The organism is Aeromonas sp. QDB68, assembly GCF_027707405.1.
Taxonomy (GTDB): domain Bacteria; phylum Pseudomonadota; class Gammaproteobacteria; order Enterobacterales; family Aeromonadaceae; genus Aeromonas; species Aeromonas caviae.
The window spans coordinates 1-26,359 of sequence record NZ_JAPCIQ010000043.1; the positions used below are offsets into that span (position 1 = coordinate 1).

Below are 26,359 nucleotides of genomic sequence, written 5' to 3' on the forward strand. Positions count from 1 at the left end.
GGAGAAGGATTCGAACCTTCGAAGGCAGAGCCGTCAGATTTACAGTCTGATCCCTTTGGCCGCTCGGGAACCCCTCCCCAAGTGCGAGGCCGCATACTACCAGATCCGGCAAGGTTGTGAACCCCTTGGCCGCATTCTGACGACAAAAAAGTGTCAAGTGGTCATTTTTTGATATGTTTCGCTCAAAATTCACACTTTTCAATGACTTTTATGTCGCTGCCGAAACGGCGAGGGGGCGTAGGGGGGCTGGCTGCCAGGAGCCACGGGGCTCCTGGCGGATCATGGGGAGCTGGCGCTCGCTCAGGCGTCGGCGGGGCGGGCCTGCTGGCAACCCTGCACCGCATGGGCGATGAGTTCGAGGGCGCTCTGCTCGCAGGGGGGCAGCACCTCGTCGCAACTCGCGATCGGGGTGACGCGGTCTCCCCACTTGATGAGGGCGGCGCCCCAGGTCAGCCCGGCCCCGAAGGCGGCGGTCAGCAGGTAGCTGTTCGGCTTGACCCGACCCTGCTCCAGCGCCTCGCACAGGGCGATGGGCACGGTGGCGGCGGAGGTGTTGCCGTACTGCTCTATGTTGACCATCACCTTCTCCATGGGGGCGTTCATCCGCTTGGCCAGGGTCTCGATGATGCGCACGTTCGCCTGGTGCGGCACGATGAGGTCGATCTGCTCGGGGGCGATGCCGGCCTGGGCCAGTACGGTGCCGGTGGCTTCGCCCATGCCGCGTACGGCGCGCTTGAAGATCTCCTGCCCCTCGAAGTTGAAGGTGAAGAGGCCGTCAATGTCGGCGAAACGCACCCGATCCGTACCGAAGTTCGGCACGTGCAGTATCTCCCGCGCTTCGCTGTCACAACCGAGCTTGCTGGCAATCAGGCCGCTCTCCTGCTCGCTCGCCTCGATGATGACGGCGCCAGCGCCATCCCCGAACAGCACGGCGGTGTCGCGCTTGGCCCAGTCCAGCAACTGGGTCAGTCGCTCGGCACCGATCACCAGCACCCTTTGCATCATGCCGGTTTGCACCAGGGAGGTGGCGACCGAGAGGGCATAGACGAAGCCGGTGCAGGCGGCGTTGAGATCGAACACCGCCGCCTTGTGGGCGCCGAGGGCCTGCTGCACGGCGGAGGCGCCATTGGGGACCAGCGTGCCCGGGGTGGCGGTCGCCAGGATGATGCCATCGAGGGTGGCGGCGTCCAGACCTGCGCACGCCAGGGCGCGACGGGCGGCCAGGGTGGCGAGCGCCTGGGTGCTGACATGGGAGACCCGGCGGGCCTTGATGCCGGTGCGCGGGTAGATCCACTCGTCCGAGGTATCCATGATGGTGCCGAGGTCATCGTTGGTCAGCGAGGCGGGGGGCAGGCATTTTCCCCACCCGGTGATAGTGGCGTATGTCATCTTGTCGTCGCTTGTCGTGATGGCCGCTCTGGGGCGGAAAGTAGCGAAATTATGCCGCACGGGGCGTTCACTGTCATCCTGCGGTCCCCCCAGTGTAAGGGGAGTGGCGGGAGCAAGACCGTGATTTTGCTTAAATTTTCGCTTCTCCTTGCCGTAAGATGAAGGCCCGATCCCGGCGACCCCTTCCCGAGGTGACTCCTGTGCACAAAGCGAATCTCAATCTCTTGCCCACCCTCAAGGTGCTGCTGGAGACCCGCAACATCAGCCGGGCGGCGGAGCTGCTGAACCTGAGCCAGCCCTCCATCAGCAAGCAGCTCGGCCAGCTTCGCAGCGAGTTTGGCGACGAGCTGCTGGTGCGGGAAGGGCAGCGCTGGCTGCTGACCCCGCGGGCCGAGGCCCTGGCGGCCCAGCTTGCCGATTCCCTCGGGGCCCTGGAGCGGCTCTACGAGGCGCCGGAATTTGCCCCCGAGCGCTGCGAGCGGGTGTTTCGGCTCGCCTCCTCCGACTACGTGGCCCAGCACATCCTGCCGGACATCTGTGCGGCCCTGGCGAGGGCCGCCCCCCGGGCGGCGCTGGAGTACAGCCTGTGGGACAAGCGCCAGTTGCCCCAGCTCTGGCAATCGGAGCTGGACATGGTCTCCACCATCACGGAGCTGGTGCCGGACCAGATCCGCGGCCTGCATCAGGGGGAGGACAGGCTGGTGGTGCTGATGGGGCGCCATCACCCGCTCTCTGGCATGGCGCTCAGCCTGGAGGATTACCTCGCCTGGCCCCACCTGCAGGTGAGCGGGGGCGGTGACAAGGACAGCCCGGTGGAGCAGGTGCTGGCCCCCCGCGGGCTCTCCCGCCGCTGGTTTGCCCGGGTGCCCTTCTTCCAGGCAGCGGTGGAGGTGCTGCTGCGCACAGACTGTCTGATGACCACCCCGGCCCATATCGCCTGGCAGCTCTCCCGGGAACATGCCCTGAGTTTTTGCGATCTCCCCTTCGCCACCCGGGTCCAGCAGTATCATCTGCTGTGGCACCAGCGCCACCACCTGGATCCGGCTCACCGCTGGTTCCGCGAGCTGGCCTATCCCTTCCTGCGGGATCACCTGCAATTCACCCTGGGGGAGAGTCGCAAGCAGTTGGCAGGAGGGTCGCAGGCGGGCCACTGATGGCAGCGGGTTGTGCCACTCTATAGCCACTGGCTATGGGCTCTATTCATAACTTTCACTTCTGGCATAGCAAGCCACCCCCTACCCTGATCCCGGGTGACAACAATCGACACGAAGGAAGAGAAGGTATGGAGCTGACGAGTTGGCTGGCGCTGGCCGCCATTTGCGTGATGGGGGCCATCAGCCCGGGGCCGAGCCTGGCACTGATCATCCGCAATACGGTGCAGGGAGGGCAGGGCCACGGGGTTGCCACGGCGCTGGGACACGGCCTGGGAGTCGGCATCTATGCGCTGATCACGGCCCTCGGCCTCGCCATCCTGATCACCCAGACCCCGCTGCTGTTCGATCTCATCCGCTACGGCGGCGCGGCGTTCCTCGCCTGGCTCGGGATCAAGGCGTTGCTGGCCAGGCCCGCAGGGGGTGAGGCAGGCAAGGAGGAGGGGCACCCGCCACGGGGACGTCAAGGGGCGTTCGAGGGCTTTATGGTGGCCTTCTTGAACCCCCAGCTCGCCATCTTCTTTATCGCCCTGTTCAGCCAGTTCGTGCACGCCGACACCGGCTGGCGTGAGGGGGGCATCATGATGCTGACCGCAGGCGGCATCGATGCGCTCTGGTATGTGCTGGTGGCCCTGGTGCTCTCTCGCGGGCCCGTACTCGCCTGGCTCAAGGCCAAATCCACCGTGATCGACAAGGTGAGCGGCCTGGTGCTGCTGGGGCTGGCCCTCAAGGTCGTGATCTAGCTCCGCGTCGGGTGCCAGCGTAGTCGGCACACTCTCAGGGCCGGGGGATGAGGGCCCGCCAGATGTCCTTGTTCCGGGTCAATCCTGCATTCTGCGGTGATCTTAAGCGGGATCAAGGCGGGGGGCGGGGAGTCTGGCTAGAGTGGCGGCCATTTGCAGCCCTTCGAACCGGACGTTATGCGCGATCAGAACCATCACAACCGCCTGGAGTTGCTGGCCCCGGCCAAGAACCTTGCCTATGGCATCGAGGCCATCAACCACGGCGCCGACGCCGTCTACATGGGCGGCCCCGCCTTCGGTGCCCGCAGCGCAGCAGGCAACAGCCTCGAGGACATCGAGGCGCTGGCGCGCCATGCCCACCGCTTCGGCGCCCAGGTCTTCGTCGCCTTCAATACCCTGCTGCACGACCACGAGCTGGAGCAGGCCCGGCGCCTGACCCATCAGATCTACGAGGCGGGCGCCGATGCGCTGATCGTGCAGGACATGGGGCTGCTGGCGCTCGATTTACCCCCCATCGCGCTGCACGCCAGCACCCAGACCGACAACCGCACCCCGGAAAAGGTGACGTTTCTGCAGGACGTGGGCTTCTCCCAGGTGGTGCTGGCCCGCGAGCTCTCCCTTGCGCAGATCCGCGAGATAAGCGCCGCCACGAGCGTGCAGCTGGAGTTCTTCATCCACGGTGCCCTGTGCGTCTCCTACAGCGGCCAGTGCAACATCAGCCACGCCCGCACCGGGCGCAGCGCGAACCGCGGCGAGTGCGCCCAGCTCTGTCGACTGCCCTGTTCCCTGCAAACGCCGGCGGGGGAGGTGCTGGTGGAAAACAGCCACCTGCTCTCCTTGAAAGACATGGATCAGACCGACAACCTGGAGGCGCTGATCGCCGCAGGGATCCGCTCCTTCAAGATTGAAGGGCGCCTCAAGGGGCTCGACTACGTCAAGAACGTCACCGCCTGGTATCGCCAGAAGCTGGACACCATCCTGGAGCGCCGCCCCGATCTGGTGGCCGCTTCCGCCGGTCGTTGCAGCTACACCTTTACGCCGGATCCCAAGAAGAGTTTCAACCGGGGCAGCACCGACTACTTCCTCCATGGCCGACAGCCAGGCATCGACTCGCCGCGCAGCCCGAAATACGTCGGGGAGCCGCTCGGGCGCGTCACCAGCGTGACCCGCGATGGCATCGAGATCGACGGCCAGGCCGTTGCCCTCAACAACGGCGATGGCCTCGGCTTCTTCAAGCCGGGGGGCGAGCTGGTGGGCATGCGCCTCAATAAAGTGGAAGAGAAGGCACAGAGCAAGCGGTTACTCCTGTCGGAACCCATGCCCGGTCTCAAGGTGGGCACCGAGATCTTTCGCAACCACGATCAGGCCTTCAGCAAGCAGCTCGAAAAGGGGAGCGCGGATCGCCGCATCCGGGTCGATATGCGGCTATCGGAGTGCGACGAGGGACTGCGGCTCGAACTTGTGGACGAGCAGGGCATTGGCGCCGCCGTCATGCTCCCCTGCGACCAGCAGCTGGCCGACAACCCGGAACGGGCGCTGCAGCAGGCCAGGGATCAGCTCGGCAAACTCGGCAACACCCTGTTTGTGGCTCGCCAGATTGAGTTGGCAATAACGAGGCCGCTGTTTATTGCGGCTTCACAGCTTAACGGCTTGCGCCGGGACGGCATTGCCGCCCTGGAGGCGGCCCGTCTGGCTGCCTACCGGCGACCCGAGCGGCGCATTCCCCTGCGAGGCGCCGTTTATCCCCAACATCGGCTCTCCTACCTCGGCAACGTGCTGAACAGCGCGGCGGAGCAGTTCTTTCGCGAACACGGGGTGGGGAGCATCGCCCCCGCGTATGAGGCGAACAAGGAGGAGCGGGAAGTGGTGCTGATGACAACGAAGCACTGCATCCGCTACAGCCAGCAGCTCTGCCCCAAGGAGGTGCCCGGTCTCAAGGCCGAGCCCCTGGAGCTCAAGATGGGCAAGGAGAGTTTCCGCCTGCGTTTTGACTGCCATCGCTGCGAGATGCAGGTGATGGGAAGTTTGAAGAGGGGATGATTGCCCGTGTGGGCATGGGGCTGGAGCGGATTTGATGGCAGTATGGGGCGCGGCCTTGTCACGGATATCCCGTGGTGAGGCACCTTCCCCCAGCCTTCTTCTGACAAAGGATCCGTCATGAACATCAATGCACTGCCGTTTTGCACCACGAACTGGGCCGAGGTCCCGCCGACCGAACACAAGGGAGAGCGCGGCGTCGCCCGCTGGCACACCCGGCAGTTCGGGGATTTGCGGGTGCGAATGGTGGAGTACTCCCCCGGGTATCTGGCGGATCACTGGTGCAGCAAGGGCCATGTGCTGCTCTGCCTCGAAGGGGAGCTGCACACCGAGTTGCAGGATGGCCGCGTCTTCACCCTGACGCCGGGCATGAGCTACCAGGTGGCGGACAACGCCGAACCCCATCGCTCCTATACCGAACTGGGCGCTCGCCTCTTTATCGTCGACTGAGCAGCCCTCTTTCCCGCTTCCCCTTGTGCATCAGGATCTTGCCATGCTTGAACTCAGACCCAACTGCGAGTGCTGTGACCGGGATCTGCCCGCCGACACGGCGACGGCCTACATCTGCTCCTTCGAGTGCACCTTCTGCGCCGAGTGCAACGATCAGTATCTGCACCTGACCTGCCCCAACTGTGGCGGCGAGCTGGTCAGGCGCCCGCGCCGCCCGGCGGCCAAGCTGGTGAACAACCCCGCCTCCCTCCAGCGCGTCTTCAATCCGGCTCTGAAAGCGGCGCTGGGCAAGGGGGGCTAGGGCCCTCCCTTCATGGGAAGGGCTGGCAACTGGCTCGCCCCTGTGGCTCTTGACCTTCTCCCGGCGGCAGCCCCTATCAAGGGGGCTCACACCAAAGGAGCAAAAGATGACGGAGCGATTCGAAGGAGAAGGGGCGAAGGCCTATGACAGCCGCATCCCCCTGCTGGTGCCAGGCTACGAGCTGCTGCATCAGCTTTGTGCCTCCCGGCTGATGGCCGCGCTGGGCCAGCAGGCCCGTGTGCTGCTGGTGGGGGTGGGCACGGGCAGCGAGTTGCTGCTGCTTGGCCGTCTCTGCCCCCGCTGGACCTTTGTGGCCCAGGATGTCTCGGCGGACATGCTGGCCCATGCCAGGATGCGGGCCGAGCAGGCGGGCATGGGGGAGAGGGTGTGCTGGCACCTGGGCGCATTGCCTGTGGTGGATAAGCCTTGCGATGGTGCACTCTGTCTGCTGGTTCTGCATTTTCTGGCGCAAGATGCCAAAGCCGCGCTATTGGGTGATATTTATCGCCAGCTCAATCCTGGTGCTCCCCTGCTGCTGGCGGATCTGATGGCGCCCACGGACCCGCTCGAGCGAAAGGCGATGGGGTTGCAAGCGGCCCTCGCCGGTTTGCCGCTTCCTGCCTGCGAGCAGATGGTGCGCCGCCTCGGAGAGGACTTCACCTCCCTGGACGAGGGACAGACCCGCCGCCTCTTGCAAGGGGCCGGTTTCGCGGCGGCGCACCGCTTCTTTCAGGTGCTGGGGTTTCACGGCTGGCTGGCGCAGCGGCAGTGAGCCCTGGCCGGGTGGCGCCGGATCAACGAGAGGCCCTCTCCAGCGTCAGCAGTGCCTGCTTGATGGGCAGGCCTCCCGCATAGCCGGTGAGGCTGCCATTCTGGCCGATCACCCGGTGGCAGGGGATGATGATGGAGAGCGGATTGCGACCGTTCGCGGCACCCACCGCCCGCACCGCGTTTGGCTTGCCGATGGCGCGGGCGATGTCGCCGTAGCTGCGGGTCTCCCCGTAGGGGATGTCGCACAGCGCCTGCCACACCGCTTGTTGAAACGCCGTGCCCCTGGGGGCGAGCGGCAGGGTGAAGCGCTGCAACCTGCCCGCGAAGTAGCCCTGAAACTCGGCGAGGAAGGGGGCGAGCGCCTCGCCGTCCTGCTGCCAGTCCTGCATGTCGGGCAGCGGCCGCAGTCCGGCCAGGAAGTCCACATGGACCAGACCGCGTTCGTCGATGGCGACCAGCAGTTCGCCCTGGTCGGTGGGCATCATGTCATAGCGGATCATGGGGTCTTCTCCTCGTCTTGTGCCTGTGTTGGCCGGGTGAGCAGCGCCGGTTGTTCACTCATGGCGTGCCACAGCCAGCTCGCGGCGTAGGCGCGCCACGGCTGCCAGGGGGCGCTGCGCGCTGTCACCTCTTTCACCGGCAGCTTGTCACCGCCCCCCAGCGCCTTTTGCAGCACGAGATCCGAGGCGGGGAAGGCATCCGTGTCGAGCCCGCAGCGCAGCCGCCAGTAAGCGACAGTCCAGGGGCCTATGCCCGGCAGCGCGAGCAGTTGCTCGTCGCTCGCGCTGCCCAGGGTGAGCGCGCCGCTTGCGAGCGCCGCGGCCAGCCCCTGCAGCGTGCGGATGCGGCTGCCCGGCATGCCGATGCCGTCGAGATCCAGCTCGCACAGCTGGGTCGGGGTGGGCAGCTGCGCGGTGCCGAACTGCGCCAGGGTGCGCGCCACCAGGCGCCCCATGATGGTGATGGCACCCTTGACCGACACCTGCTGGCCGACGATGGCGCGCAGCATCACCTCGTATTCATCCCACCCCCCCGGCAGCCGCACCCCGGGCCATCGTCCCTGGATGCCGGCGAGCAGCGGATCTTGCCCCAGGTGTTCGCCGATGCGGCCCATGTCGGCGTCGAGATCCCACATGCGGCGCACGCGGTACAGGATGTCCGGCAGCGCACCCGGCGGCAGATCCCGCACCGTGAGTCTGAGCCTTTCCCCCTCGACGGGCTCGATGCGGATGATCCCCTCCTGCTCGCCGACCCGGTGACGGCGTTCGTAACCGTGCTCATCCACCCGCTCCAGCCCCGGAATGGCGCGCAACCGGTAGAACGCGAGCATGGCCTGGACGTCGAACGGCGGGCGATACAGCAGGTGCAGTTGCAGGCTAGATTGCGGTGTCTCCTGCGGCGCGCCCCCTTCCTGCTTGCGCAGGGCGCCCGGTGTCATCCCATACGCCTGCAGCCAGGCGTCGTTGAAGCGACGAATGCTCGCAAAGCCTGCGGCAAACGCCACGTCCGTGATGGGCAGGCGCGTCTCCGTCAGCAGCCGTTTCGCAAGCAGCAGGCGGCGCGTCTGTTCCACCTGTTTCGGCGAGGCACCGAGGTGTTGCTCGAACTGGCGCCTCAGGGTGCGCTCCGTGATCCCGGCCTGCGCCGCGAGCTCGCCCAGGCTGTGCTCCGCCAGCTCGCCGCGCTCGATGCGCACCAGCACCTGGGCGATGAGCGGTGGCAGATCGCCGCTCTGGGCCGGTGCGAGCTCGGGGCGACAGCGCAGGCAGGGGCGCAGCCCGTGCTGCTCTGCCGCCGCCGCGAAGCGAAAATAGCGCACATTGTGCTCATGCGGTGCCCGCGCCGGACACACGGGGCGGCAATAGATGCCGGTGGAGAGCACCCCGGTGAAGAAGCGGCCATCGAAACGCGCGTCTCGCGCGAGGCGTGCGGCGTGGCACTGCTCCCGGGTGAGACCCGGGATGATCTCGTCCCGTTGGGATGAATGCGGGGGCGCTGTGGTCATGGCATGGCTCGGGTTGCTGTGGGCATGCCCCAGAGACTAAGCGGGGGCGAGAGGGGTGACTAGCCAAAAACGGACAGGAATAGCAAAAATAGTGCGATCCGAGGAATCCCAGTCCTCCCTTTGTAAGGTTAGGGGGGCAGGACCCCACCCTAACCCTCCCCTTCGTAAGGGGAGGGGACAAACAGCTCCCCTCTGTGAACGGGGGCGGGGTTAGCTCCTCCCCCTTGTGAAGGGGGAGGCTGGGAGGGGGTTCAACCTCGCTTATTTCAGATAGCGCTGTTCGAGGTGTTTGCGCAGCCACTGGGGATTGAGCGCCTCACCGGTCGCGCGGCGAATGAGCTCGTCCGTGCCGTGCAGGCTGCCCTGGGACCAGATATGGCGACCGAGCCAGCCAAAGATCTCCGGCAGGCGGCCGGACTCTACGAGCGTGCCCATGTCGCCGAGCTCACGCTCGAGTGCGAAGCGCAGCTGCGCCGCGTACATGGCGCCGAGCGTGTAGCTCGGGAAGTAGCCAAACGAGCCGTCCGTCCAGTGGATGTCCTGCATGCAGCCGTTCTGGTAATTGCCCTTCGTGGACAAGCCGAGCCACTGCTGCATCTTCGCGTCCCACAGCTCGGGGATGTCCGCGACCTCGATGCGCCCTTCCATCAGGTCCCGCTCCAGCTCGTAGCGCAGGATGACGTGGGCCGGGTAGGTGACCTCGTCCGCATCGACGCGGATAAAGCCGGGCTCGACCCTGTTGTACAGCTTCTCGAGGTTCGCGGGTGCGAGCGCATCCTCTGCCCCGAAGTGCGCGCGAATGCGCGGCGCAATCAGCGTGAGGAACGCGGGGTGATGGCCGAGTTGCATCTCGCAGAACAGGCTCTGGCTCTCGTGAATGCCCATGGAGCGCGCCTCGGCCACCGGCTGGCCGAGCAGTGCGCGCGGCAGGCCCTGCTCGTAGCGTGCGTGGCCCGTCTCGTGGACGATGCCCATCAGGCTGGAGACGAACTCCTGCTCGTTGTAGCGCGTGGTGATGCGCACGTCCGTCGGCACGCCGCCGCAGAACGGGTGGCTGCTCACGTCGAGCCTGCCGTGAGCAAAATCAAAGCCGAGCAGTCCCATCACCTCCTGGCCGAGCGCCTGCTGTGTCGCAACCGGGAACGGGCCTTGCGGGGTGAGGAGGGTGTCGCTCTTCTGCCGCTCGCTCACGGTCTGGATGAGGCCGGGCAGCCAGCTCGTCAGATCGCCGAAGATCTGATCCAGCCTCGCGCTCGTCATGCCGGGCTCGTACAGCGCCAGCATGGCGTCATAGGGGCGCACCCCGAGCGCGTCGGCGCGCAGGCGAGCCACCTCCCGCGACAGGCGCACCACCTCCTCGAGGTTCGGGGCAAAACCTGCCCAGTCGTTCTCCTTGCGCTGGCGACGCCAGGCGTGCTCGCATTTGCTGCCGGCGAGGGAAAGCGCCTCCACCAGCGCCCCCGGCAGCAGGCTTGCATCCTGCCACTGGCGCTTGATCTCCCGCAGGTTCGCACGCTGGTGCTCGTCCAGCGGTTCACTCTCTGCCTTGGCAATCCACTCCCCAAGCTCGGGGGCGGTGCGCTTGCCGTGGATCAGCACGCCGAGCTCCGCCATTGCTTCGGCGCGGGCCTCGTTGCCCCCCTCCGGCATCATGGCGGCCTGATCCCAGCCGCAGATGGCGGAGAGGTGGGAGAGGCGGTGCAGTTGTTGCTGATGTTGTTCGAGTTTCTGGTATGACATGGGATTGTCCTTGTTATCGTCCCTGATGGTATGCACCCCGTACCTGGCATGATCGGGGCCGCCCGATGCTAGCACTGCCATCCATCCTGGTGCCACCCTCAGGCAGTCAGCCGAGGCGCTTCTGGTGCCGTTCGCGGTTTTCCGCCTTCTTGCGCTCGCTCTTGCGCAGCAATACGTAGAGCGCACCGCTGCCGCCGTGGCGGCGCTCGGCGCTGTGCATGGCCATCACCGAAGGCAACTGTGGCAGCCAGGCGCTGACATGGCTCTTGAGCAGGGCACGCGGGGTGCTGCGCTCCCCCTTGCCGTGCAGGATCAGCAGGCAGCGGATATCCCGCACTTCGCATTCGGCAATGAACTGCACCAGGGCGATACGGGCCTCGTTGAGCGTCTTGTGGTGCAGGTCGAGGGAGCCTTGCAGCTCGTACTTGCCAAGGCGCAGCTTCTTGTAGACCCCCTCCTGCACGCCGTCACGCTTGAAGCCGACGATGGCGTGGGGGTCCAGCATCTCGACTGCTTCCGTGCCAAGGTGATCCAGGGTGAGTTGTTCGGCGGTGGCGGCTTCCCGGCGCGCGAGTTGCGCCTCGGTGGGCTGGCTGTTGCCCGCAACGGGGGCGATATGGTCGCTGCGAAGGGGCCGCACGTCGGCCACTTCCTGCAGGAACAGTGAGAGTTCGTCGTTATGAGACACGGCAGGCTCCCCGCATGAAAATGAGGGAGCCAGTATAGCGGGCCTTGGTGGGCCTTAGAATGGCAACGCTCGCGGGCCCCGGCCCTGCCGGGGAGGGCGGTCTGAGCGAGCCTGGTTATTGCCCCTCTTTGGGCGGCTCTGCGTGCATCACCTTGTAGATGAAATAGACCGCATAGGCGCTGATGAGCAGGAAGGTGCCGAAAATCACCAGCATGGACATCAGCCCCACGCTGTTGCCGAACATCAGGTTCATCCAGAATTCCATCTCGTTCACTCCTGTCACTGGGCGGTGACAGGCATGATAGATACCTCTTCAGGAGGGAGGGGATGATCTCGATCAACTCCCTCTCTGGTTATTTAATCGGCAGCAAATTCTGTGAGCCGACGCGCATCCGGCGCGTCAGGTCGCCGGACTGGACGCTATTTTGCTTTCTCCAGGGTCGGTTCGGTGAGGGGCGTGATGCGCCAGCCCTGCTGCTCCAGCAGGGCGAGCAGCCCGTGCTCGCCGTAAAGATGCAGGGCCCCTACCACGATAAAGCTCTCGTTCGGCAGGCTGGGCCACTTCTTGACCCAGTTGCGGTTGCGCTCTGCCAGCAGGGTCTGTTCCAGCCAGGCTTGCAGCTTGGGCGGCGCCATCTCCTCCCTGAGCAGATTGATGAGGGTGGCCTCGTCCCCGTTCTGCCAGGCGGTCATCACGGCGTCGAACCCCTGCTGGATGTCGGGCAGCTCGTCCAGGGTACTCTCCAGCATCAAGGTCTGGTTGTCGCCGACGCTCGCGAGATAGCCGAGCTGCTCCAGCAGGGTCTCCAGCCCGACGATGGGCTTGCCGCCGTCGTTCGCCCGCTTGGCGAAGTGCTGGTCGACACCGTATTCACCGCGATAGCCGGTGCGCTCCAGGGCCGCCTGGGTCAGGGTAATGGCCGCAAACCAGGGACGCAGCGGGGCCAGCATGCTCTCGTTCAGACCGTTCTGGCCCGCAGCGATGAGGGTGCGACGGTAGAGGTCGATGGGCAGGTGATCCTTGAGGGTCTTGCCGTCGACGAGCCGGGTGATGGCGCCCATCTCCTGCCACTGCTCCTGGCTGATGTGGGTCATGTCCACCTCCATCACCAGGGCGCGGCTCTGCTGCCAGGCGCGCTCCACCGGGTCCGGCAGGGGATAGAGAGAGGGTTTGCCCGCGTGGATGGACCCCAGCAGCCAGTGCTGTTCGTTGCCCTTGTTGATGCGGTAGAAGGCCGGATCGGCCATGGCATGGAGCGGCAGCAGCAGGCAGAGCAGGAAGGAGAGCAGCGTGGGATGGAATCTCATGAGGCACCTTATGTGAGCGGGATGAGTGCTCTATGATAAGTCCTCATTTGTCACAGCCAAGAGGTTTCCCATGCCCCACCTTCGTTTTCGGGCAGTTTCTGTCGACACCCTGCAGCGGATAAGCGCCCCCCTGATGGCGGACCTCTGCGCCCTGACCGGTGGCAAGCCGGAGTTCGTCACCCTGGAGTGCGTGCCGAGCCAGTGGGTACGAGATGGCCAGCCCGAAGCCGGTTTTCCCTTCGTGGAGCTGGTCTGGTTCGAGCGACCGCAGGAGATGCAGGATGCCGCCGCCGCCCTCATCACCCGCCACCTGAAAGGGGTGCTGGGGGAGCAGACCTATGTGGTGGTGCAGGTGCTGCCCATCGTCAAGAGTCACTACTACAGCAACGGCCAGCACTATTGAGCGGGCATCGTTGCTGAGACCGGTGCATGTCAAGAGGAGGGCCGCCGAGGGCCCCTTTTATCAGGCGGATTTGATCAGCAGCTTGTCAAGCCAGCGGCTTGGCAGCAGGCGGCGCAGCACGGTAAACAATTTGGTCGGGAAGGTGACCGGGTAGCGGTGCCTGGGACGCTTGCTCGTGAGCGCATGCAGTAACGGCGGGATGCAGGCCTCGCTTGGCAGGGTAAAGCCCCGGGCACCCCCTTCACGCTCCAGCCTGGCCAGTGTCTGGGCATAGGCGTCCTGGTGGCGGCTGGTAGCGGGGTCTATGTGGCGCAGGAAGGCCTCCCGGGCATTGGCGCGAAACCGGGTGTCGATGGGGCCGGGTTCGATCAGGCTGATGTGCACGCCGCTGCCCGCGAGTTCCAGGCGCAGGGTGTCGGTATAGCCTTCCAGCGCGAACTTGCTGGCGTTGTAGGCGCCACGATACTTCATGGCCACCAGGCCAAGCACCGAGCTGTTCTGTACGATGCGCCCCTCGCCTGCCGCCAGCATGGGGGGCAATATCTGGCGAATGAGGTGATGCCAGCCAAAGAGGTTGGTCTCGAACTGCTCGCGCAGCGCCTGGGTGGGCAGATCTTCCAGCGCACCGGGCTGGCCGTAGGCGCCGTTGTTGAAGAGGCCGTAGAGGCGCCCTTCTGCCAGGGCCAGCGCCTCTGCCGCCCCTCGCTCTATGCTGGCGCTGTCCGCCAGATCCAGTTGGACCGCCAACAGACCCTGCTGCTGTAGCAGGGCCACATCCTCGGCCTTGCGGGCGGAAGCGATGACGGTGAAGCCCCGGGCGCCGAGCGTTCTTGCGGCGGCTAGGCCGATGCCGCTGGAGCAGCCGGTGACGAGCACGAAGGGATGGGGCATGAGCATGGTCCTGATTGACGGCCGGCAGGTGGCCCGAAGCTGGCATGGTAGCGTGGTGCCACCAAAAACAAAACCGGGCCAGAGGCCCGGTTTTCGGTCACGTCAGATGCCTGATTACATGATGGTGAACGGCATGATGATGTGGAACTTGACGTCATGCTCGGAGCTGAACATGTTCGGGTAGTACCAGCTGCCCTTGTCGTCCTGTTCGTTGTTGTAGTCGGTGTAGTGCAGCTTGAACAGGGTGCCCTTCAGCTTGCCGTCCTGCACTGTGTACATGACGTCGAAGTTGGCTGCCCACTCTTTGCCGCCTTCCAGGGACTTGTCGCCGTTGTTGGCATCCCAGCCGTAGGCACCGGAGACACCCACGCCCCAGCCCGGTGCACCCACCAGATCATCCAGGGAACGAGTCACGCCGAAGAACAGGGCCTTCTCGTCGTTGTGGTTCCAGTCGGAGCGGGAATCCCACCAGATTTCGTTCGCGCCCTGGGAGTTGCCGTAGCCGCGGGTCAGACGGGGCAGGTAGTTGCCCAGATCCCCTTCAGCCTTGGTCCACAGGCCTTCCAGACGGAAGCCATAGGGGCCGGCTGCCCAGCTGGCGGTCAGGGCTTGTTGCCAGGCCAGGCCGTCATAGTCGCTGTTCTCGGTGTCGGAACCGTAGAACTGGTAGCTGGTGTTCAGGCCACCCAGTACGTCGAACTTGTGGGCCAGCTTGAAGTGGTAGCTGTCCATGTAGCCTTCGGACTGACCGAAGCCGGCGGTGACGGCAGTGCCGTTCTCGAAGGTGTAGCGAGCGGCCAGACCGTGGATGTAGTCGATCTTGTTCGCATCGGTGAAGGGATCGCTGGCATAGGGGCTGCTCTTGGAGAAGCCGGTGGTGTTCTTGAACCAGGGAGCCTTGTACTCGTCGGCGATGGCATAGGTCAGGTAGAGGCCGCCGAAGGTGCCTTCGATCTGGCCACCACGGTAGGTACCGGGTTGATAGGACCAGTTGACGCCGAGGATGCCGGGGACATAGAGCTGGGTGTAACCACCCTTGGCGGTGACGGCGTCACCGAACTTGAATTTCAGGGCGGCGTTGGAGAGGCTGAAGCCGTTCTCGGGAACACCGTCACCACCTGAACCCCACTTGTCGCCCCAGAAGGAGAACTCGTTCTCTTCGTTGACGCCATTGCTTTCGTCAACGGCTAGGTCGTAGGCACCGAAGCCGCCCACGTCGACGCCGACCACACCCCATGCATAGCCGGAGTTGAAGTTCAGGGCTGCCTGGGTGGTGGCATGGCTCAGGTTGGAGTGGTATTTGCCATCCTGACCCGGACCGGCCTGGACGCGATCACGCTCACGCTGGAAGTAGAACAGGCCACCGGTGAGCTTGCCTTCGTCGATGAAGGCGCTGTAGGACTTGCCGTATTCCGGGCTCATCATGTCTTGAGCGGCGAACGCCATGCCGGGTGCGACCAGTGCCGCGACCACGGCAGCACTCAACGCGGCGCGCTTGAAGATCACTTTTTCCATTTGTTATTGCTCCTGATTTTATGGACTTAGCTTTTTTATCCGGCAGCCGGGTAGGCACCCGCCGCTCGGTATTGGCATTGCAATCAACACCCCTAAGGGCAAAAAAATGGTTCTCTGTCGTGCCCTTGTGCCTGATGCCTTGGCGCATCGGTCGGGGCTATCTGCATCGTTACAGTCGTTATTTTTTGGCTGTCGATCCTTGGCGATCTGACATCACCAAGAGTACGTTCGCGGTGCGAAATATCAATGTAAAGTTCCCGGCAAGTTTCAAAAATATGACCGAGTGCAAATAATCATGATTCTTGGTGTGGGCACTCCCAGGCCACTCATGTCGGCAATGACAGCGCTTTCATGGTGATTTCACCGTTCTCCTGCGCAGATCTTGCCGTCAAGGCAGAACTTTCTTTGTTAACCCGGTGGCAACATATAATTTTGTATCACAAAAAAAGATGGGCCCGGCGGGATGCCCACTGTCGTGAGCGTGAGCCGTTGCCCCGACAGACAGGGGGACCAGGGATGTGAAAGGGGTGAGGGAGCCTGTGACTGAATGGATGAGGCAACCCGTCATCGCCCGTGAGGACATGACGGGAGCATCAAGAGAAGGGTTGCGGCAAGGCCGTACCGCGGGCAGGTAGACAGGGAGCGCGCCCCGGGTCTGGTGCGAGCCAGACCCGGGGGTTATCAGGCCTGGCTCAGGATCCGGGGGATCTGCTGGGCCTGGTGGTGTATGTGCTCCGAGACCTGTACCGAGAGACGACTGCCCTGGCGGGCGTGCTGGCTGATGCGACCGATGAGGGCGGCGAAGCTCGCCAGCCTGTGTTCCTGGCTCTTGGCATTGTCGGCGCCCTGCAGGGCGATGACGGCGGTGCTGCGCGCCATCTCCCGCACCGTCAGGGTGGTCTGGCGCAGCTGCTCCGCCTGCTGGCGCTGCTCGGCGGCCTCTGCGGTGATGCGGGCCAGCACGGTGGCGAGCTGATCCCCCGCCTGGGTGAGGCTGGCAAGGATCTCGGTGATCTGGCCGAGGGAGCGCTGGGTGTCGGCGGAGAGGTGGCGCACCTCGTCGGCTACCACCGCGAAGCCGCGTCCCTGCTCCCCGGCCCTGGCCGCCTCGATGGCGGCGTTGAGGGCCAGCAGGTTGGTCTGCTGGGAGATATGGCCGATGACGTCGACGATGGCGGTCACGTCCTCCACCGAGCGGGTCAGCTGGGCCAGGGCGCCGCTGCTCTCGTCGATGGCGAGCCCGGTCTGGGCGGTAGCCGTCAGCATGCCCCCGACCAGCCGCTCGCTCTGGCTCATGGAGTGTTCATTGTGCTGGGCGTGCTGGGCGATTTCGGCGGCGACCTGGTGCACTTCGCTGGCGAGCTGGTTGAGCTCCTGCATCATGGTGTCACTCTCGTCCACCGCCTGCTCCGTGGTGCGGGTGCTGTGATGGATCTCCTGCACCTGGTTGACCATCCCTTGCAGACTTTGCGACACCGCCGATAGCTGGCCCTCTTTCTGCTGCTGATCCTGTTGCAGGCGCTGTATCAGGCGGTTGTAGCTCGCGACGATGTCCGCCAGCTCGTTGCGCTCGCGCCCCGGGGTCAGCAGCTGGGCCTGACCCGTGGCGTCGAGCTGCAGGAAGGCTGCCCGCAGTTGCAGCAGGGGCCTGACCAGCCAGCGACGCTGCACTAGGGCGAACAGCAGGGCCACCACGACCAGGCAGAGCGCCAGCACGCCGAGCACGGTGGCCAGCTCCCGGTTCATGGTCTGACGGGCGGCGGCGAGTTGTTCACCCAATTGCTCCCCCGCTTGCAGCAGCTGGGTGATGTCCTGCTGCACCATCTGACGAGCGGCCTGCTGCTGTTGCAGCGTCTTGCGGCTGTTTTCCAGCTCCTGGGGATAGCGCTTGAGCAGGGAGGTCAGCTCGGCTTTGGGCTGATCCCCGAGCTCCTTGCGTATCGGCTCTCCCAGGGTGAATTCGTCGGCCGGTGCCTCCTCGAAAAGCTCCATGCTCGGCAGGGCGGCCAGGGCGTCGGCCTGCTTTTGCAGGGCAGCCAGCTCGAATTGCAGCCCTTCGAGACGCTTGGCACTCGCCTGCTCCATGTAGTTCTGGCGCTGGTGGGCGAGGGAGGGGAGGGCGGTCAGGATGTCGGCCGCCCCCTGGCGATACTGCTCGGCAAGGGCCGGATCCCGCCCGGCGGCTGCTCCCTGCTGGCCGTAACGGAGCAAGGTTTTGGCCTGGGTGGTCAACTCGTTCTCGGCATTCTGCAGCAACCACTGGCTGTTGCCGGAGAGCTTGCCCGCCGCCAGATAGTCGCCGTCAATGCGGGTTTTCATCTGCTCAAGCCGAGCGTTTAGCGGCTGGGTCTGGGGATCCTCCAGGCGGGACAACAGGGCCAGCGCCTGCTGGCGCACCCCCTGGGCCTGGGCCAGCAGCAGGGGATCCCCGCTGCCGAGATAGTCGCGAAGCGCCCCCTGCAGCGGACCGCTCAGTTGCTGTTGCAGGCGCTCCTGCAGACGCTGGGCCTGGGCCGAGTGGTTGAATTGTTGCCAGCCATGATAGAGCGCGGTGGCCTGAACACCGGCCACCAGCAGCAAGACGAGGGAAGAGAGGGAGGCAAAATGGGCAATTTTCACATCAGATTCCTGCTTGAATCACGCAATGGGCGCGAGCTTAATCAGGTCTGATGGCGTTTTTATGACAGTGGCCGTGCCAGCTCCCGTTGACTTGGGCTCTTCACCAGCAGGCCGAGCAGGGCGCCGCCCATGATGAGCCCCCCCGCCAGCAGATGGCGCGGGGTGAGCGCCTCGCCGTTGAGCCAGACCAGCAGCAGGGTGCTCAGAAAGGGAGTGAGGTAGGCGAGCGCGCCGATGCGGCGCGGATCCCCGTCCCGCAGCGCCAGATACCAGGTGACGAAGGCCGCCCCCATGGGGCCGAGGGCGAGCCCGGCGATGAGCAGCCAGTCCCCCTGGGGGATCCGGGCGAATGGCAAGGGGCCTTCCAGCATCCATGCCAGCAGCAGGGCCAGGAGCCCTGCGGGCAGGCAGGCGGCGGCCGTGACCACGGCAGGAGCGGGAGGCAGGCGGCGGGAGAGCACGGAATAGGCGCCCCAGACGATGGCGGCGCCGAGGGCCAGCAGGTAGCCGGGCAGATGGGCCTGTTGCAACTGCAGGTGACCATCGACCATCACCAGTACCGATCCCGCGAGACCCAGGGCCCCGGCCAGCAGATGGTGCAGGCTCAGGGGATGACCCGGCAGCAGCAAGGGGGTGAACAGGATGATGCACAGCGGCCAGAGGTAGTTGATGAGGTTTGCCTCCAGCACGGGGGCGTGGCGAAAGCTCATGAACAGCAGCAGGTGATAGAGCAGCAGGGCGGTGATGGTCACCAGCCAGGTGAGGGGGCTGGCGCGCCACTGGCGCCAGAATGGCAGGGTGCCCGCCCCGCAGAACAGCAGCACCAGCCCCACCAGCACCAGCGGCGAGACGCTGGTGATCCGGGAGGTGAGCGCGGCGAGGGAGGCCCACAGTAAGATGGTGAGCAGGGCAAAACCGGTGGACTTGTCCCACCAGGAAGACGCAGGCATCCAACACTCCTTTGCAAGATGAATGAACGAAAAAGAGGGCCAGTCTAGCAGACTGGCCCTCGTCACACAGCGTTGCCGTGACGGTGCGGGTTATGACTCCCGGCTCGGGACGGCCCCTGCCGACGGAGCTAGGGACTGCCCCTTGACGTACCAGACGATGAGGGCCAGCACCAGCAGCGGCAGCACGGGGTCGAACCAGGTGCCGCCGGAGCCGAACAGCAGGTTCAGCAGGGCGACGCCGGTGCCGCCGATGGCCCAGGCGATGGTGGTCGGGATGGACCAGACGATCATCTGCTGCTTGACGTCGGAGATCCCCATCATGCGGTTGACCACCCAGAACAGGCTGTCGTTGAAGTAGCCGAAGAAGAGCGACCCCATGGTGGCGGCCTGGGCGGCCAGCAGCATGTTGACCCCGGGGATCTGCGCCAGGATGGGGGCGGAGATGGAGGCCGCCGTCACCATGGCCACGGTGCCGGATCCCTGGATGAGGCGCACCAGGGTCGCCACGATGAAGGGGATCAGGATGGGGGAGATGGGCAATTGGGCGATCTGCTCGGCCAGTTGCTGACCCGCGCCACTGTCGCGCAGCACGGCCCCCAGCGCCCCGCCGGCACCGGTCACCAGCAGGATGATGCCGGCGGATTGCAGCCCCTCTTCCAGGCGGGCGGCGGTGGCGTGCCTGTCCATGTGCGGGACCAGGGTATAGACCGCCAGCAGCACGCTGATGGCCAGCGCGATGATGGGGGTGCCGATGAAGTTGATGCCCTGCACCAGGGGGTTCGCCATCAGGCCGTCCATGCCCTCCAGGGTGGCCAGGGTGGTGAAGATGGCCTTGACGAAGATGAGCACGATGGGCACCAGGATCGGCAGCAGCGACAGGGTCAGGCTCGGCAGGGTCTTGCCCTCCTTCTCCTTGAGGTACTGCTCATAGGTGGCTTGCAGCTCGTCCGGGGTCTGGGCGGCCTGGGCACCGAACTCGGGGTACTTCTTGTCGAGCCACTGGGCGTAGAAGACGATGCCGAGCACGCAGGGGATGGCCAGGGCCATGCCGGTCAGCAGCATGGCGCCGATGTCCACGCCAAACAGGCCGGCAACCCCCAGCGGGCCCGGGGTCGGCGGCACGGTATGGTGGGTTACCACCAGGCCGCCCGCGAGCGCCACCCCCAGGGTGAGCAGGGAGCGCTTGCCGCTTTTCGCCAGCGCCTTGGCCACCGGATAGAGGATGACGAAGGCGGAGTCCACGAAGATGGGGATGCTGACGATGTAGCCCGTGATGGCCAGTGCCCACTCCTCGCGGCGCTTGCCGAGCCACTTGATGAAGCTGTAGGCGATCTGTTCGGCGGCGCCGGAGACCTCAAGCAGGCGACCCATCATGACCCCGAGGCCAATGACGATGCCGATGCTGCCGAGGGTGGAGCCAAAGCCCTGGGTGATCACGGTGAGGGTCTTGTCGATGCTCATGCCGCCGGTGATCCCGGCGATGCAGGCCGCTGCCAGCATGGCGATCAGGGCGTGCACCCGGGTACGGATGACCAGGAACACCAGCACGAAGACCGCGATGATGAGACCGATGATGGGGGTTGGGATGTCGCTCATGATGCCTCCTGCATGTCATGGGTGATGAAACTGTCGATGATGTCGGCAAACGTCCTGTCTGCCGCGAAGCCGAGGGTGCTGGCCCGCTGGTTGTCGATGCGTCCCGGCCAGCTCGCCACGATGCGCTCGATGGCCGGATCGGCGGCAAACTGCACCCGATCCCGGGCCGCCTGGCCACCGGCCCGGGCGAGGGCCTCCAGCATTTCGCCGACGGTCACGCTGATGCCGGGCAGGTTGATGCTGCGGGCGTCACCGATGGCGGGGAGCCTGGCCGCCAGCAGGAAGTTCGCGACCACGGTGGCGGGGCTGGAGAGCCAGAGGCGCAGATCCGGGCTCACCGGGCAGATGGCGCTCTCCCCTTGCAGCGGCTCGCGGATGATGCTGCTGACAAAGGAGGAGGCGGCGCGGTTCGGCTTGCCCGGCCGCACGCAGATGGTGGGCAGGCGCAATACCAGACCGTCGACGAAGCCCTTGCGGCTGTAGTCGTTGACCAGCAGTTCCCCCATGGCCTTCTGGGCGCCGTAGGAGGAGGTGGGGGTCAGGGCGGTACCGTCATTCACCAGCTCCGGCAGCGGGCCGCCATAGACGGCGAGCGAGCTGGTGAAGACGAAGCGGATGCCCGGCCGGGCATGGCGGCACGCCTCCAGCAGGGTGCGGGTGGTGTCCAGGTTGACCTGCCAGCCGAGATCGAAGTCCTGCTCCGCGTGGCTGCTGACGATGGCGGCCAGGTGGTAGACCACGGCGGTCCGCTCGCTGATGAGGGACTCGGCGACACCGGGTTCGGTGAGGTCGGCCCGCAGACAGCGAACCCTGGGGTCCGGCAGGGGGGATTGCGGCTGCTGGATGTCCACCAGCAGCAGCTCGGTGAAGGGGTGGGGGCCTTGCAGCAGGGCCCGGGCCAGTTTCTGGCCCAGGAAGCCACCGCCGCCGGTGATGATGATCTGCATCTTGTTATCCTCAGACTCGTTCATGTTCAGGGTCGTTATTGTTGTGTCAGCCAGCCCAGCCCTTCCCGGGTGCCGGCTCTGGGGTTGTACTCGCAGCCAATCCAGTCGTGGTAGCCCGCCTGCGCCAGCACCTTGAACAGGTGGGGGTAGGCGATCTCCCCCTCGTCAGGCTCGTGGCGATCCGGTACCGAGGCGATCTGGACGTGGCCGATGGCCGGGCCCAGCTTGCCGATGAGACGGGTGAGATCCCCGTCCATGATCTGGGCGTGATAGAGGTCGAGCTGCACCCCCACGTTGGGTCTGTCTATCTCCTGCACCAGGGCCAGGGCGTCGAGCTGGTGGGCCAGGAAGTAGCCGGGGACATCCCGATCGTTGAGGGGCTCCAGCAGTACCTTGATGCCATCTTCGGCCAGGAAGTCGGCGGCGAAGCGGATGTTGTCTACCAGGGTCTGGCGGTGGGCCGAGAGGCTATGAGCAGGGTCCACGATGCCGCTCATGGCGTGTACCTTGGTGCAGCCGAGCGCCAGGGCATAGTCACGCACGCTTGGCAGGTGGCCGCGAAACTCCGCTTCCCGCCCCGGAATGGCGGCCATGCCGCGCTCCCCCGCGCCCCAGTTGCCCGGCGGCATGTTGAACAGGGCCTGGGAGAGCCCCTGCTCGCGCAAGCGGCGGCCCAGCTCGGCGGCCGGCCACTCGTAGGGGAAGAGGAACTCCACCGCCTCGAAGCCTGCGTCGCGGGCGGCGGCGAAGCGCTCCAGGAACGGCACCTCGGTAAACAGCATGGTGAGATTGGCGGCAAACTTGCTCATGGTTTCATCCTCCTCAATTCATCAATTTCGGGTTCGCTCAGGTAGCGGATGGAGTGGCCATGAAGCATCAGTGCCAGGCGCGCCGTCTCCTCCAGCTCTTCCATGTTGTTGACCGCATCCACCAGATCCTTGCCCGTCACCACGGGGCCGTGGTTGGCCAGCAGGAAGGCGTTGCCTTCGGGAGCGCGGCGCCCCAGCTCCTCGGCGATGCGGGCATCCCCCGGTTTGTAGTAGGGGATGAGCGGCAACTGGCCGACCCGCATCACGTAGTAGGGGGTGAAGGGGCGGATGACGTTGGCCGGATCCAGCCCCTCCAGACAGGAGAGGGCGGTCAGGTGGGTGCAGTGCAGGTGCACCACGGCCCGGCAGTCCGGATTGTTGTGGTAGATGGCGAGGTGGAAGGCCACCTCCTTGGAGGGGCGATCTCCCCCCAGGTGTTCCCCCTGCAGGTTGACGTGGGAGAGCCTGTCGGCGCTGAGCCGTCCCAGACAGGAGCCGGTCGGGGTGGCGATCAGGGTACCGTCCGGCAGCAGGGCGGAGAGGTTGCCGGCGCCCCCGGTGGCATAACCGCGCTGGAAGAGGGAAGCCCCCAGCATCACCATGGTGTCGCGCAGTGCCTGTTCAGTCATGGAAGTACTCCTGAGCCTTGTCGAAGAAGTCGTCGCTTCCGAAATTGCCGGACTTGAGGGCCAGCGACAGGGGGGCGTCGATGGCCCGCACCCAGGGCACACCGGGGGCGATCTGCGGGCCTATGTGGAACGCCTTGACGCCGAGGGCCTGGGTGACCCGGCTCGAGGTCTCGCCACCGGCGATGATGAAGCGGTCCACGCCGGCGCCTTGCAGCAGTTGAGCGAGGCGGGCAAAGCAGTGTTCCACCGCGTCGCTGGCCGCCTGCTGGCCGTGGGTTTCCTGAATGCGGGCCAGCTCCGCTGGGCTGGTGGTGGCGTAGACCAGCGGCGCCGGGGTCAGGGGCTGGTCCAGTACCCAGCGCGCCAGCTCGGCCGGGTAGTCGGCCTCTTCGAGGCAGCGCACCACATCCAGCGCCAGGGCAGGGGCGTGCTGGCGATAGCGGGCCACCTGACGGTTGGTCATCTCGGAGCAGGAGCCCGACAGCACCGCGGCGCGGCTGCCTCTGGGCCAGCCCGCTTCGCGGGCACCCTGCAGATCGCCGCTGCCAAGCTGACGAGCCAGGCCAATGGCGAGGCCGGATCCGCCGGTCACCAGGGGCATGTCGAGGGCGGCGGTGGCGATGTCCAGCAGGTGCTGCTCGGTCAGGGTGTCGACCACGGCGTAGCGCACACCAGCTTGCGTTAGCTGCTCAAAGGCGTCGGCAATGGCGCCGGGACCCTGTGCGATGGTATTGAACGGCACCAGACCGGCGCGGCCCTGGGCCTGCCCCTCCATCAGCCGCAGCAGGTTGCTGTCGGTCATGGGGGTGATGGGGTGATGGCGCATGCCGGACTCGGCGAGCGGCTGGGCGCCGACGAAGAGGTTGCCCTGATAGACGGTGCGACCGTTTACCGGCAGGGCCGGGCAGATCAGGGTGAACTTGCTCTCCAGCGCCGCCAGCAGGGCGTCGGTGACGGGGCCGATGTTGCCCGCCGCCGTGCTGTCGAAGGTGGAGCAGTACTTCTGGTAGATGCGCGGGCAGCCGCGGGCCTTGAGCCAGTCGAGGGCCGCCAGGGAGTCGCGCACAGCCTCATCGGCCGGGCAGGAACGGCTCTTGAGGCTGATCACCACGGCATCGACCGGGGGCAGATCCCCGTCATGCTCCGGCACGCCGGCGAGTTGCAGGGTGGAGAGGCCGTTCTCCACCAGGAAACCGGCGATGTCGGTGGCGCCGGTGAAGTCGTCTGCGATGACTCCGAGTTTCATGCTTGCTCCTCCTGACCCGGCAGGTTGATGCCTGAGAAGATCTTGATGACGGCGCTGTCATCTTCCTGGCCGTGCCCTGCGTTGCTGGCGCCGAGGAACATGTTCAGCGCCGTGCTCGCGAGCGGCAGCGGGAAGCGCAGCGCCTTGGCGGTGTCCGCCACCAGGGTGAGATCCTTGACGAAGATGTCCACTGCGGAGCGGGCCTGGTAGTCACCGGCCAGCACCCGGGGCATGCGGTTTTCAAACATCCAGGAGTTGCCGGCGGCATGGGTCACCACGTCATACATGAGATCCAGGGACACGCCTGCCCGGCTGGCCAGCGCCATGGCCTCGGCGGCCACCGCGATGTGCACCCCGGCCAGCAGCTGGTGGATGATCTTGACCGTGCTGCCCTGGCCCGGCTCGCTGCCGACCCTGTAGACCTTGCCGGCCACCGCATCCAGCACCGGGGCCAGCTTGTCGAAGGCGGCGTCGGAGCCTGCGGCCATCACCGTCATCTCGCCGGCATCGGCCTTGATGGCACCACCGGAAACCGGCGCATCCAGCATCGGCAGTCCCATCTGCGCCAGCTCGGCGGCCAGGGCGCTCGCCTCTTCGGCAGCGATGGTGGAGGAGACCATGATGGCGGTGCCCGGTTTGAGGTGGCGAGCCAGCCCCGCTTCGCCGAGCAGGATGCGGCGCACCTGGGTGGCGTTGACCACCAGCAACAGCACGGCATCGAGCGTCTCGGCCAGGGGCCTGGCATCGGCCATGACGGCGGCGGCACCGGCCTGCTGCAACTGGCCGCGGGCCTGTTCGCTGAGGTCGATGCCATAGGTGGTGAGCCCGGCCCGCAGGCAGGAACGGGCGGCGCCCATGCCCATGGCGCCCAGGCCGATGACCGCAACATGATAGGGAGTGCTCATCTCGTGATTCCTCGATTACGACTGATGAGCCGATAGTAGAGGCTTGCGGCGGTGAAATATCAGGCGCATGTCACAAAAAGTAACTTAATGTGTGTTAATTTTTGTTATTTGTGAGGATTGAGATTCTTTTGAATCAAAAAGCGGCGCTATTTATGTGAATAAATGTGATTTGTGAGCCCGTTTCAGGTTATTTATCATTTTTTCCCAGGTCGCTGGGGTAGAATGGCGCCTTCCCTTCCCCGAGGTGCGAGGCAAGATGATTCCCGTAGAGCGACAGCAACGAATCCTGCAACTGCTGGCAGAGCGCGGCGTGGTCAGCATAGTGGAGCTGACCGACTGGCTGCAGGTCTCCCACATGACCATCAGGCGCGACATCCAGAAGCTGGAGGAGCAGGGGCGGGTGCTCTCCGTCTCCGGCGGGGTCAGCCTCTCCCAGCGGATCAAGAGCGAGCCCTCACACGCCGCCAAGCGCAGCCTGATGCAGGGAGCCAAGCTGGCGATCGCCCGGCTTGCCGCCGCCCAGGTGAGCGAGGGGAGCACCGTCTATCTGGATGCCGGTACCACCTCCCTGGAGCTGGCCCGGGAGCTGGCGCTTCGGGAAGACTTGATGATAGTGACGAACGACTTCATGGTCTGCGCCTACCTCATCGAGCACGGCCGCTGCCGCCTCTATCACACCGGAGGGCAGGTCATTCGCGAGAACCAGTCCTGTGCCGGGGAGGCTACCGCCCACTTCCTGCGCAACCTCCATCTGGACATCGCCTTCCTGTCAGCCTCCTCCTGGGACAGTCAGGGGATCTCCACCCCGAGCGAACAGAAGGTGCCGGTGAAGCGGGCCGTGGTGGAGTCGGCGGCGACGCGCATCCTCATCTGCGATTCGTCCAAATATGGCAAGGTGGGGACCTTCAACGTGGTGAGCTGGGATGCGATCGATCAGGTGATCACCGACGAGCAACTGCCCCAGAGCGCCCGCGAGGCATTGGCACAGCACGGGGTCAGGGTGACCATGGCGCCGCTGGCCAGTCTGGTGGCCAGCGCCGAACAGGGGTAAGGAAAGGGGCGACAGGGGGCGAATCACAGCGCCGCCTGACCGGGATCAGCGACCCTCTGCGGCCGGTGCATCCGTCAGCTTGGCGGAGCCCTGGATCACCTCCCCCGCCTTCTCGATGTCCCGTCCCATCCCGTGGATGGTGTTGCAGCCCAGCAACCAGAGGCTGGTGCACAGCACCAGCAGCATGCGATTCGTCTTCATCCTTGCTCCTTTCA

Annotated in this window: 26 protein-coding genes; 8 read left to right on the plus strand and 18 right to left on the minus strand. The window is 65.4% G+C overall.

The annotated features are described in order from the left end of the window. Positions 1 to 300 precede the first annotated feature (300 nt). Complete coding sequence (locus PG892_RS13295; protein WP_182957218.1) at positions 301 to 1,389, minus strand: ketoacyl-ACP synthase III; 1,089 nt, start codon at positions 1,387 to 1,389, stop codon at positions 301 to 303. A gap of 200 nt (positions 1,390 to 1,589) precedes the next feature. Here PG892_RS13295 and PG892_RS13300 point away from each other — a divergent pair, with 200 nt between their 5' ends. From PG892_RS13300 to PG892_RS13325, 6 genes are all read left to right on the plus strand, one after another. Then, entirely contained in the window at positions 1,590 to 2,543 is a 954-nt protein-coding gene (locus tag PG892_RS13300) for a LysR family transcriptional regulator (protein WP_049636969.1), read from the plus strand. 128 nt (positions 2,544 to 2,671) lie between these two features. Then, positions 2,672 to 3,283 carry a LysE family translocator gene (locus PG892_RS13305; protein WP_039041052.1) on the plus strand — a complete coding sequence of 204 codons (612 nt, stop codon included), beginning with the start codon at positions 2,672 to 2,674 and terminating at the stop codon, positions 3,281 to 3,283. A 177-nt stretch (positions 3,284 to 3,460) separates the two neighbouring features. Beyond that, positions 3,461 to 5,323 carry a peptidase U32 family protein gene (locus PG892_RS13310; RefSeq protein ID WP_270825484.1) on the plus strand — a complete coding sequence of 621 codons (1,863 nt, stop codon included), beginning with the start codon at positions 3,461 to 3,463 and terminating at the stop codon, positions 5,321 to 5,323. A 117-nt stretch (positions 5,324 to 5,440) separates the two neighbouring features. Further along, positions 5,441 to 5,770, plus strand: a complete 330-nt coding sequence (locus tag PG892_RS13315) for a DHCW motif cupin fold protein (protein ID WP_041995799.1) — start codon at positions 5,441 to 5,443, stop codon at positions 5,768 to 5,770. A 43-nt stretch (positions 5,771 to 5,813) separates the two neighbouring features. After that, entirely contained in the window at positions 5,814 to 6,071 is a 258-nt protein-coding gene (locus tag PG892_RS13320) for a DUF1272 domain-containing protein (RefSeq protein WP_010673281.1), read from the plus strand. Positions 6,072 to 6,177: 106 nt separating this feature from the next. Next, on the plus strand, positions 6,178 to 6,843 hold the full coding sequence (locus PG892_RS13325; protein ID WP_198497901.1) for a class I SAM-dependent methyltransferase: 666 nt from the start codon (positions 6,178 to 6,180) through the stop codon (positions 6,841 to 6,843). A 22-nt stretch (positions 6,844 to 6,865) separates the two neighbouring features. On the opposite strand, the gene PG892_RS13330 is transcribed toward PG892_RS13325, so the two are convergent. From PG892_RS13330 to PG892_RS13355, 6 genes are all read right to left on the minus strand, one after another. After that, positions 6,866 to 7,342, minus strand: a complete 477-nt coding sequence (locus tag PG892_RS13330) for a methylated-DNA--[protein]-cysteine S-methyltransferase (protein WP_198497902.1) — start codon at positions 7,340 to 7,342, stop codon at positions 6,866 to 6,868. Continuing rightward, on the minus strand, positions 7,339 to 8,847 hold the full coding sequence (locus PG892_RS13335) for an AlkA N-terminal domain-containing protein (protein WP_198497903.1): 1,509 nt from the start codon (positions 8,845 to 8,847) through the stop codon (positions 7,339 to 7,341). Before PG892_RS13335 ends, PG892_RS13330 begins: the two co-directional genes overlap by 4 nt. Positions 8,848 to 9,108: 261 nt before the next feature. Then, positions 9,109 to 10,587 carry a carboxypeptidase M32 gene (locus tag PG892_RS13340; protein ID WP_198497904.1) on the minus strand — a complete coding sequence of 493 codons (1,479 nt, stop codon included), beginning with the start codon at positions 10,585 to 10,587 and terminating at the stop codon, positions 9,109 to 9,111. Between the two features lie 106 nt (positions 10,588 to 10,693). Beyond that, complete coding sequence (gene smrA / locus PG892_RS13345) at positions 10,694 to 11,275, minus strand: DNA endonuclease SmrA (RefSeq protein ID WP_010673286.1); 582 nt, start codon at positions 11,273 to 11,275, stop codon at positions 10,694 to 10,696. 115 nt (positions 11,276 to 11,390) lie between these two features. Next, complete coding sequence (locus PG892_RS13350; RefSeq protein ID WP_010673287.1) at positions 11,391 to 11,540, minus strand: DUF3149 domain-containing protein; 150 nt, start codon at positions 11,538 to 11,540, stop codon at positions 11,391 to 11,393. Between the two features lie 155 nt (positions 11,541 to 11,695). Next, a complete protein-coding gene (locus tag PG892_RS13355; protein WP_041214639.1) occupies positions 11,696 to 12,583 on the minus strand; it encodes a TraB/GumN family protein in 888 nt (295 codons plus the stop codon). 70 nt (positions 12,584 to 12,653) lie between these two features. On the opposite strand from PG892_RS13355, the gene PG892_RS13360 reads away from it, so the two are divergent. Beyond that, positions 12,654 to 12,986 (plus strand): DUF1904 family protein, encoded by a 333-nt coding sequence (locus tag PG892_RS13360; RefSeq protein ID WP_041214640.1) that lies wholly within the window; start codon positions 12,654 to 12,656, stop codon positions 12,984 to 12,986. Positions 12,987 to 13,046: 60 nt separating this feature from the next. On the opposite strand, the gene PG892_RS13365 is transcribed toward PG892_RS13360, so the two are convergent. The 10 genes from PG892_RS13365 to ltnD form a co-directional block, all read right to left on the minus strand. Beyond that, positions 13,047 to 13,877, minus strand: coding sequence for an SDR family oxidoreductase (locus PG892_RS13365; protein ID WP_202042103.1), 831 nt, complete (start codon positions 13,875 to 13,877; stop codon positions 13,047 to 13,049). Between the two features lie 114 nt (positions 13,878 to 13,991). Beyond that, positions 13,992 to 15,392: an OprD family outer membrane porin gene (locus PG892_RS13370; protein ID WP_010673291.1), complete on the minus strand. Its 1,401-nt coding sequence runs from the start codon at positions 15,390 to 15,392 to the stop codon at positions 13,992 to 13,994. A gap of 681 nt (positions 15,393 to 16,073) precedes the next feature. Further along, positions 16,074 to 18,011, minus strand: a complete 1,938-nt coding sequence (locus PG892_RS13375) for a methyl-accepting chemotaxis protein (RefSeq protein ID WP_048208226.1) — start codon at positions 18,009 to 18,011, stop codon at positions 16,074 to 16,076. Between the two features lie 59 nt (positions 18,012 to 18,070). Further along, positions 18,071 to 18,961: a DMT family transporter gene (locus PG892_RS13380; protein WP_223954180.1), complete on the minus strand. Its 891-nt coding sequence runs from the start codon at positions 18,959 to 18,961 to the stop codon at positions 18,071 to 18,073. A gap of 90 nt (positions 18,962 to 19,051) precedes the next feature. Next, on the minus strand, positions 19,052 to 20,557 hold the full coding sequence (locus PG892_RS13385; RefSeq protein ID WP_042017724.1) for a GntP family permease: 1,506 nt from the start codon (positions 20,555 to 20,557) through the stop codon (positions 19,052 to 19,054). Further along, positions 20,554 to 21,528, minus strand: a complete 975-nt coding sequence (denD, locus tag PG892_RS13390) for a D-erythronate dehydrogenase (RefSeq protein ID WP_223954179.1) — start codon at positions 21,526 to 21,528, stop codon at positions 20,554 to 20,556. The genes PG892_RS13385 and denD overlap by 4 nt, the downstream gene beginning before the upstream one ends. A gap of 11 nt (positions 21,529 to 21,539) precedes the next feature. After that, the gene (otnI, locus tag PG892_RS13395; RefSeq protein ID WP_201925500.1) at positions 21,540 to 22,313 is read right to left on the minus strand and encodes a 2-oxo-tetronate isomerase; all 774 of its coding nucleotides are present in this window, start codon (positions 22,311 to 22,313) and stop codon (positions 21,540 to 21,542) included. After that, positions 22,310 to 22,942 carry a 3-oxo-tetronate 4-phosphate decarboxylase gene (gene otnC / locus PG892_RS13400; protein ID WP_041214644.1) on the minus strand — a complete coding sequence of 211 codons (633 nt, stop codon included), beginning with the start codon at positions 22,940 to 22,942 and terminating at the stop codon, positions 22,310 to 22,312. Before otnC ends, otnI begins: the two co-directional genes overlap by 4 nt. Beyond that, a complete protein-coding gene (otnK, locus tag PG892_RS13405; RefSeq protein WP_223954178.1) occupies positions 22,935 to 24,188 on the minus strand; it encodes a 3-oxo-tetronate kinase in 1,254 nt (417 codons plus the stop codon). Before otnK ends, otnC begins: the two co-directional genes overlap by 8 nt. Next, a complete protein-coding gene (ltnD, locus tag PG892_RS13410; RefSeq protein WP_223954177.1) occupies positions 24,185 to 25,093 on the minus strand; it encodes an L-threonate dehydrogenase in 909 nt (302 codons plus the stop codon). Before ltnD ends, otnK begins: the two co-directional genes overlap by 4 nt. Before the next feature lie 256 nt (positions 25,094 to 25,349). On the opposite strand from ltnD, the gene PG892_RS13415 reads away from it, so the two are divergent. Further along, complete coding sequence (locus PG892_RS13415; protein ID WP_010673300.1) at positions 25,350 to 26,144, plus strand: DeoR/GlpR family DNA-binding transcription regulator; 795 nt, start codon at positions 25,350 to 25,352, stop codon at positions 26,142 to 26,144. Positions 26,145 to 26,189: 45 nt separating this feature from the next. On the opposite strand, the gene PG892_RS13420 is transcribed toward PG892_RS13415, so the two are convergent. Next, the gene (locus tag PG892_RS13420; protein ID WP_010673301.1) at positions 26,190 to 26,345 is read right to left on the minus strand and encodes an entericidin A/B family lipoprotein; all 156 of its coding nucleotides are present in this window, start codon (positions 26,343 to 26,345) and stop codon (positions 26,190 to 26,192) included. Between the last annotated feature and the right edge of the window lie 14 nt (positions 26,346 to 26,359).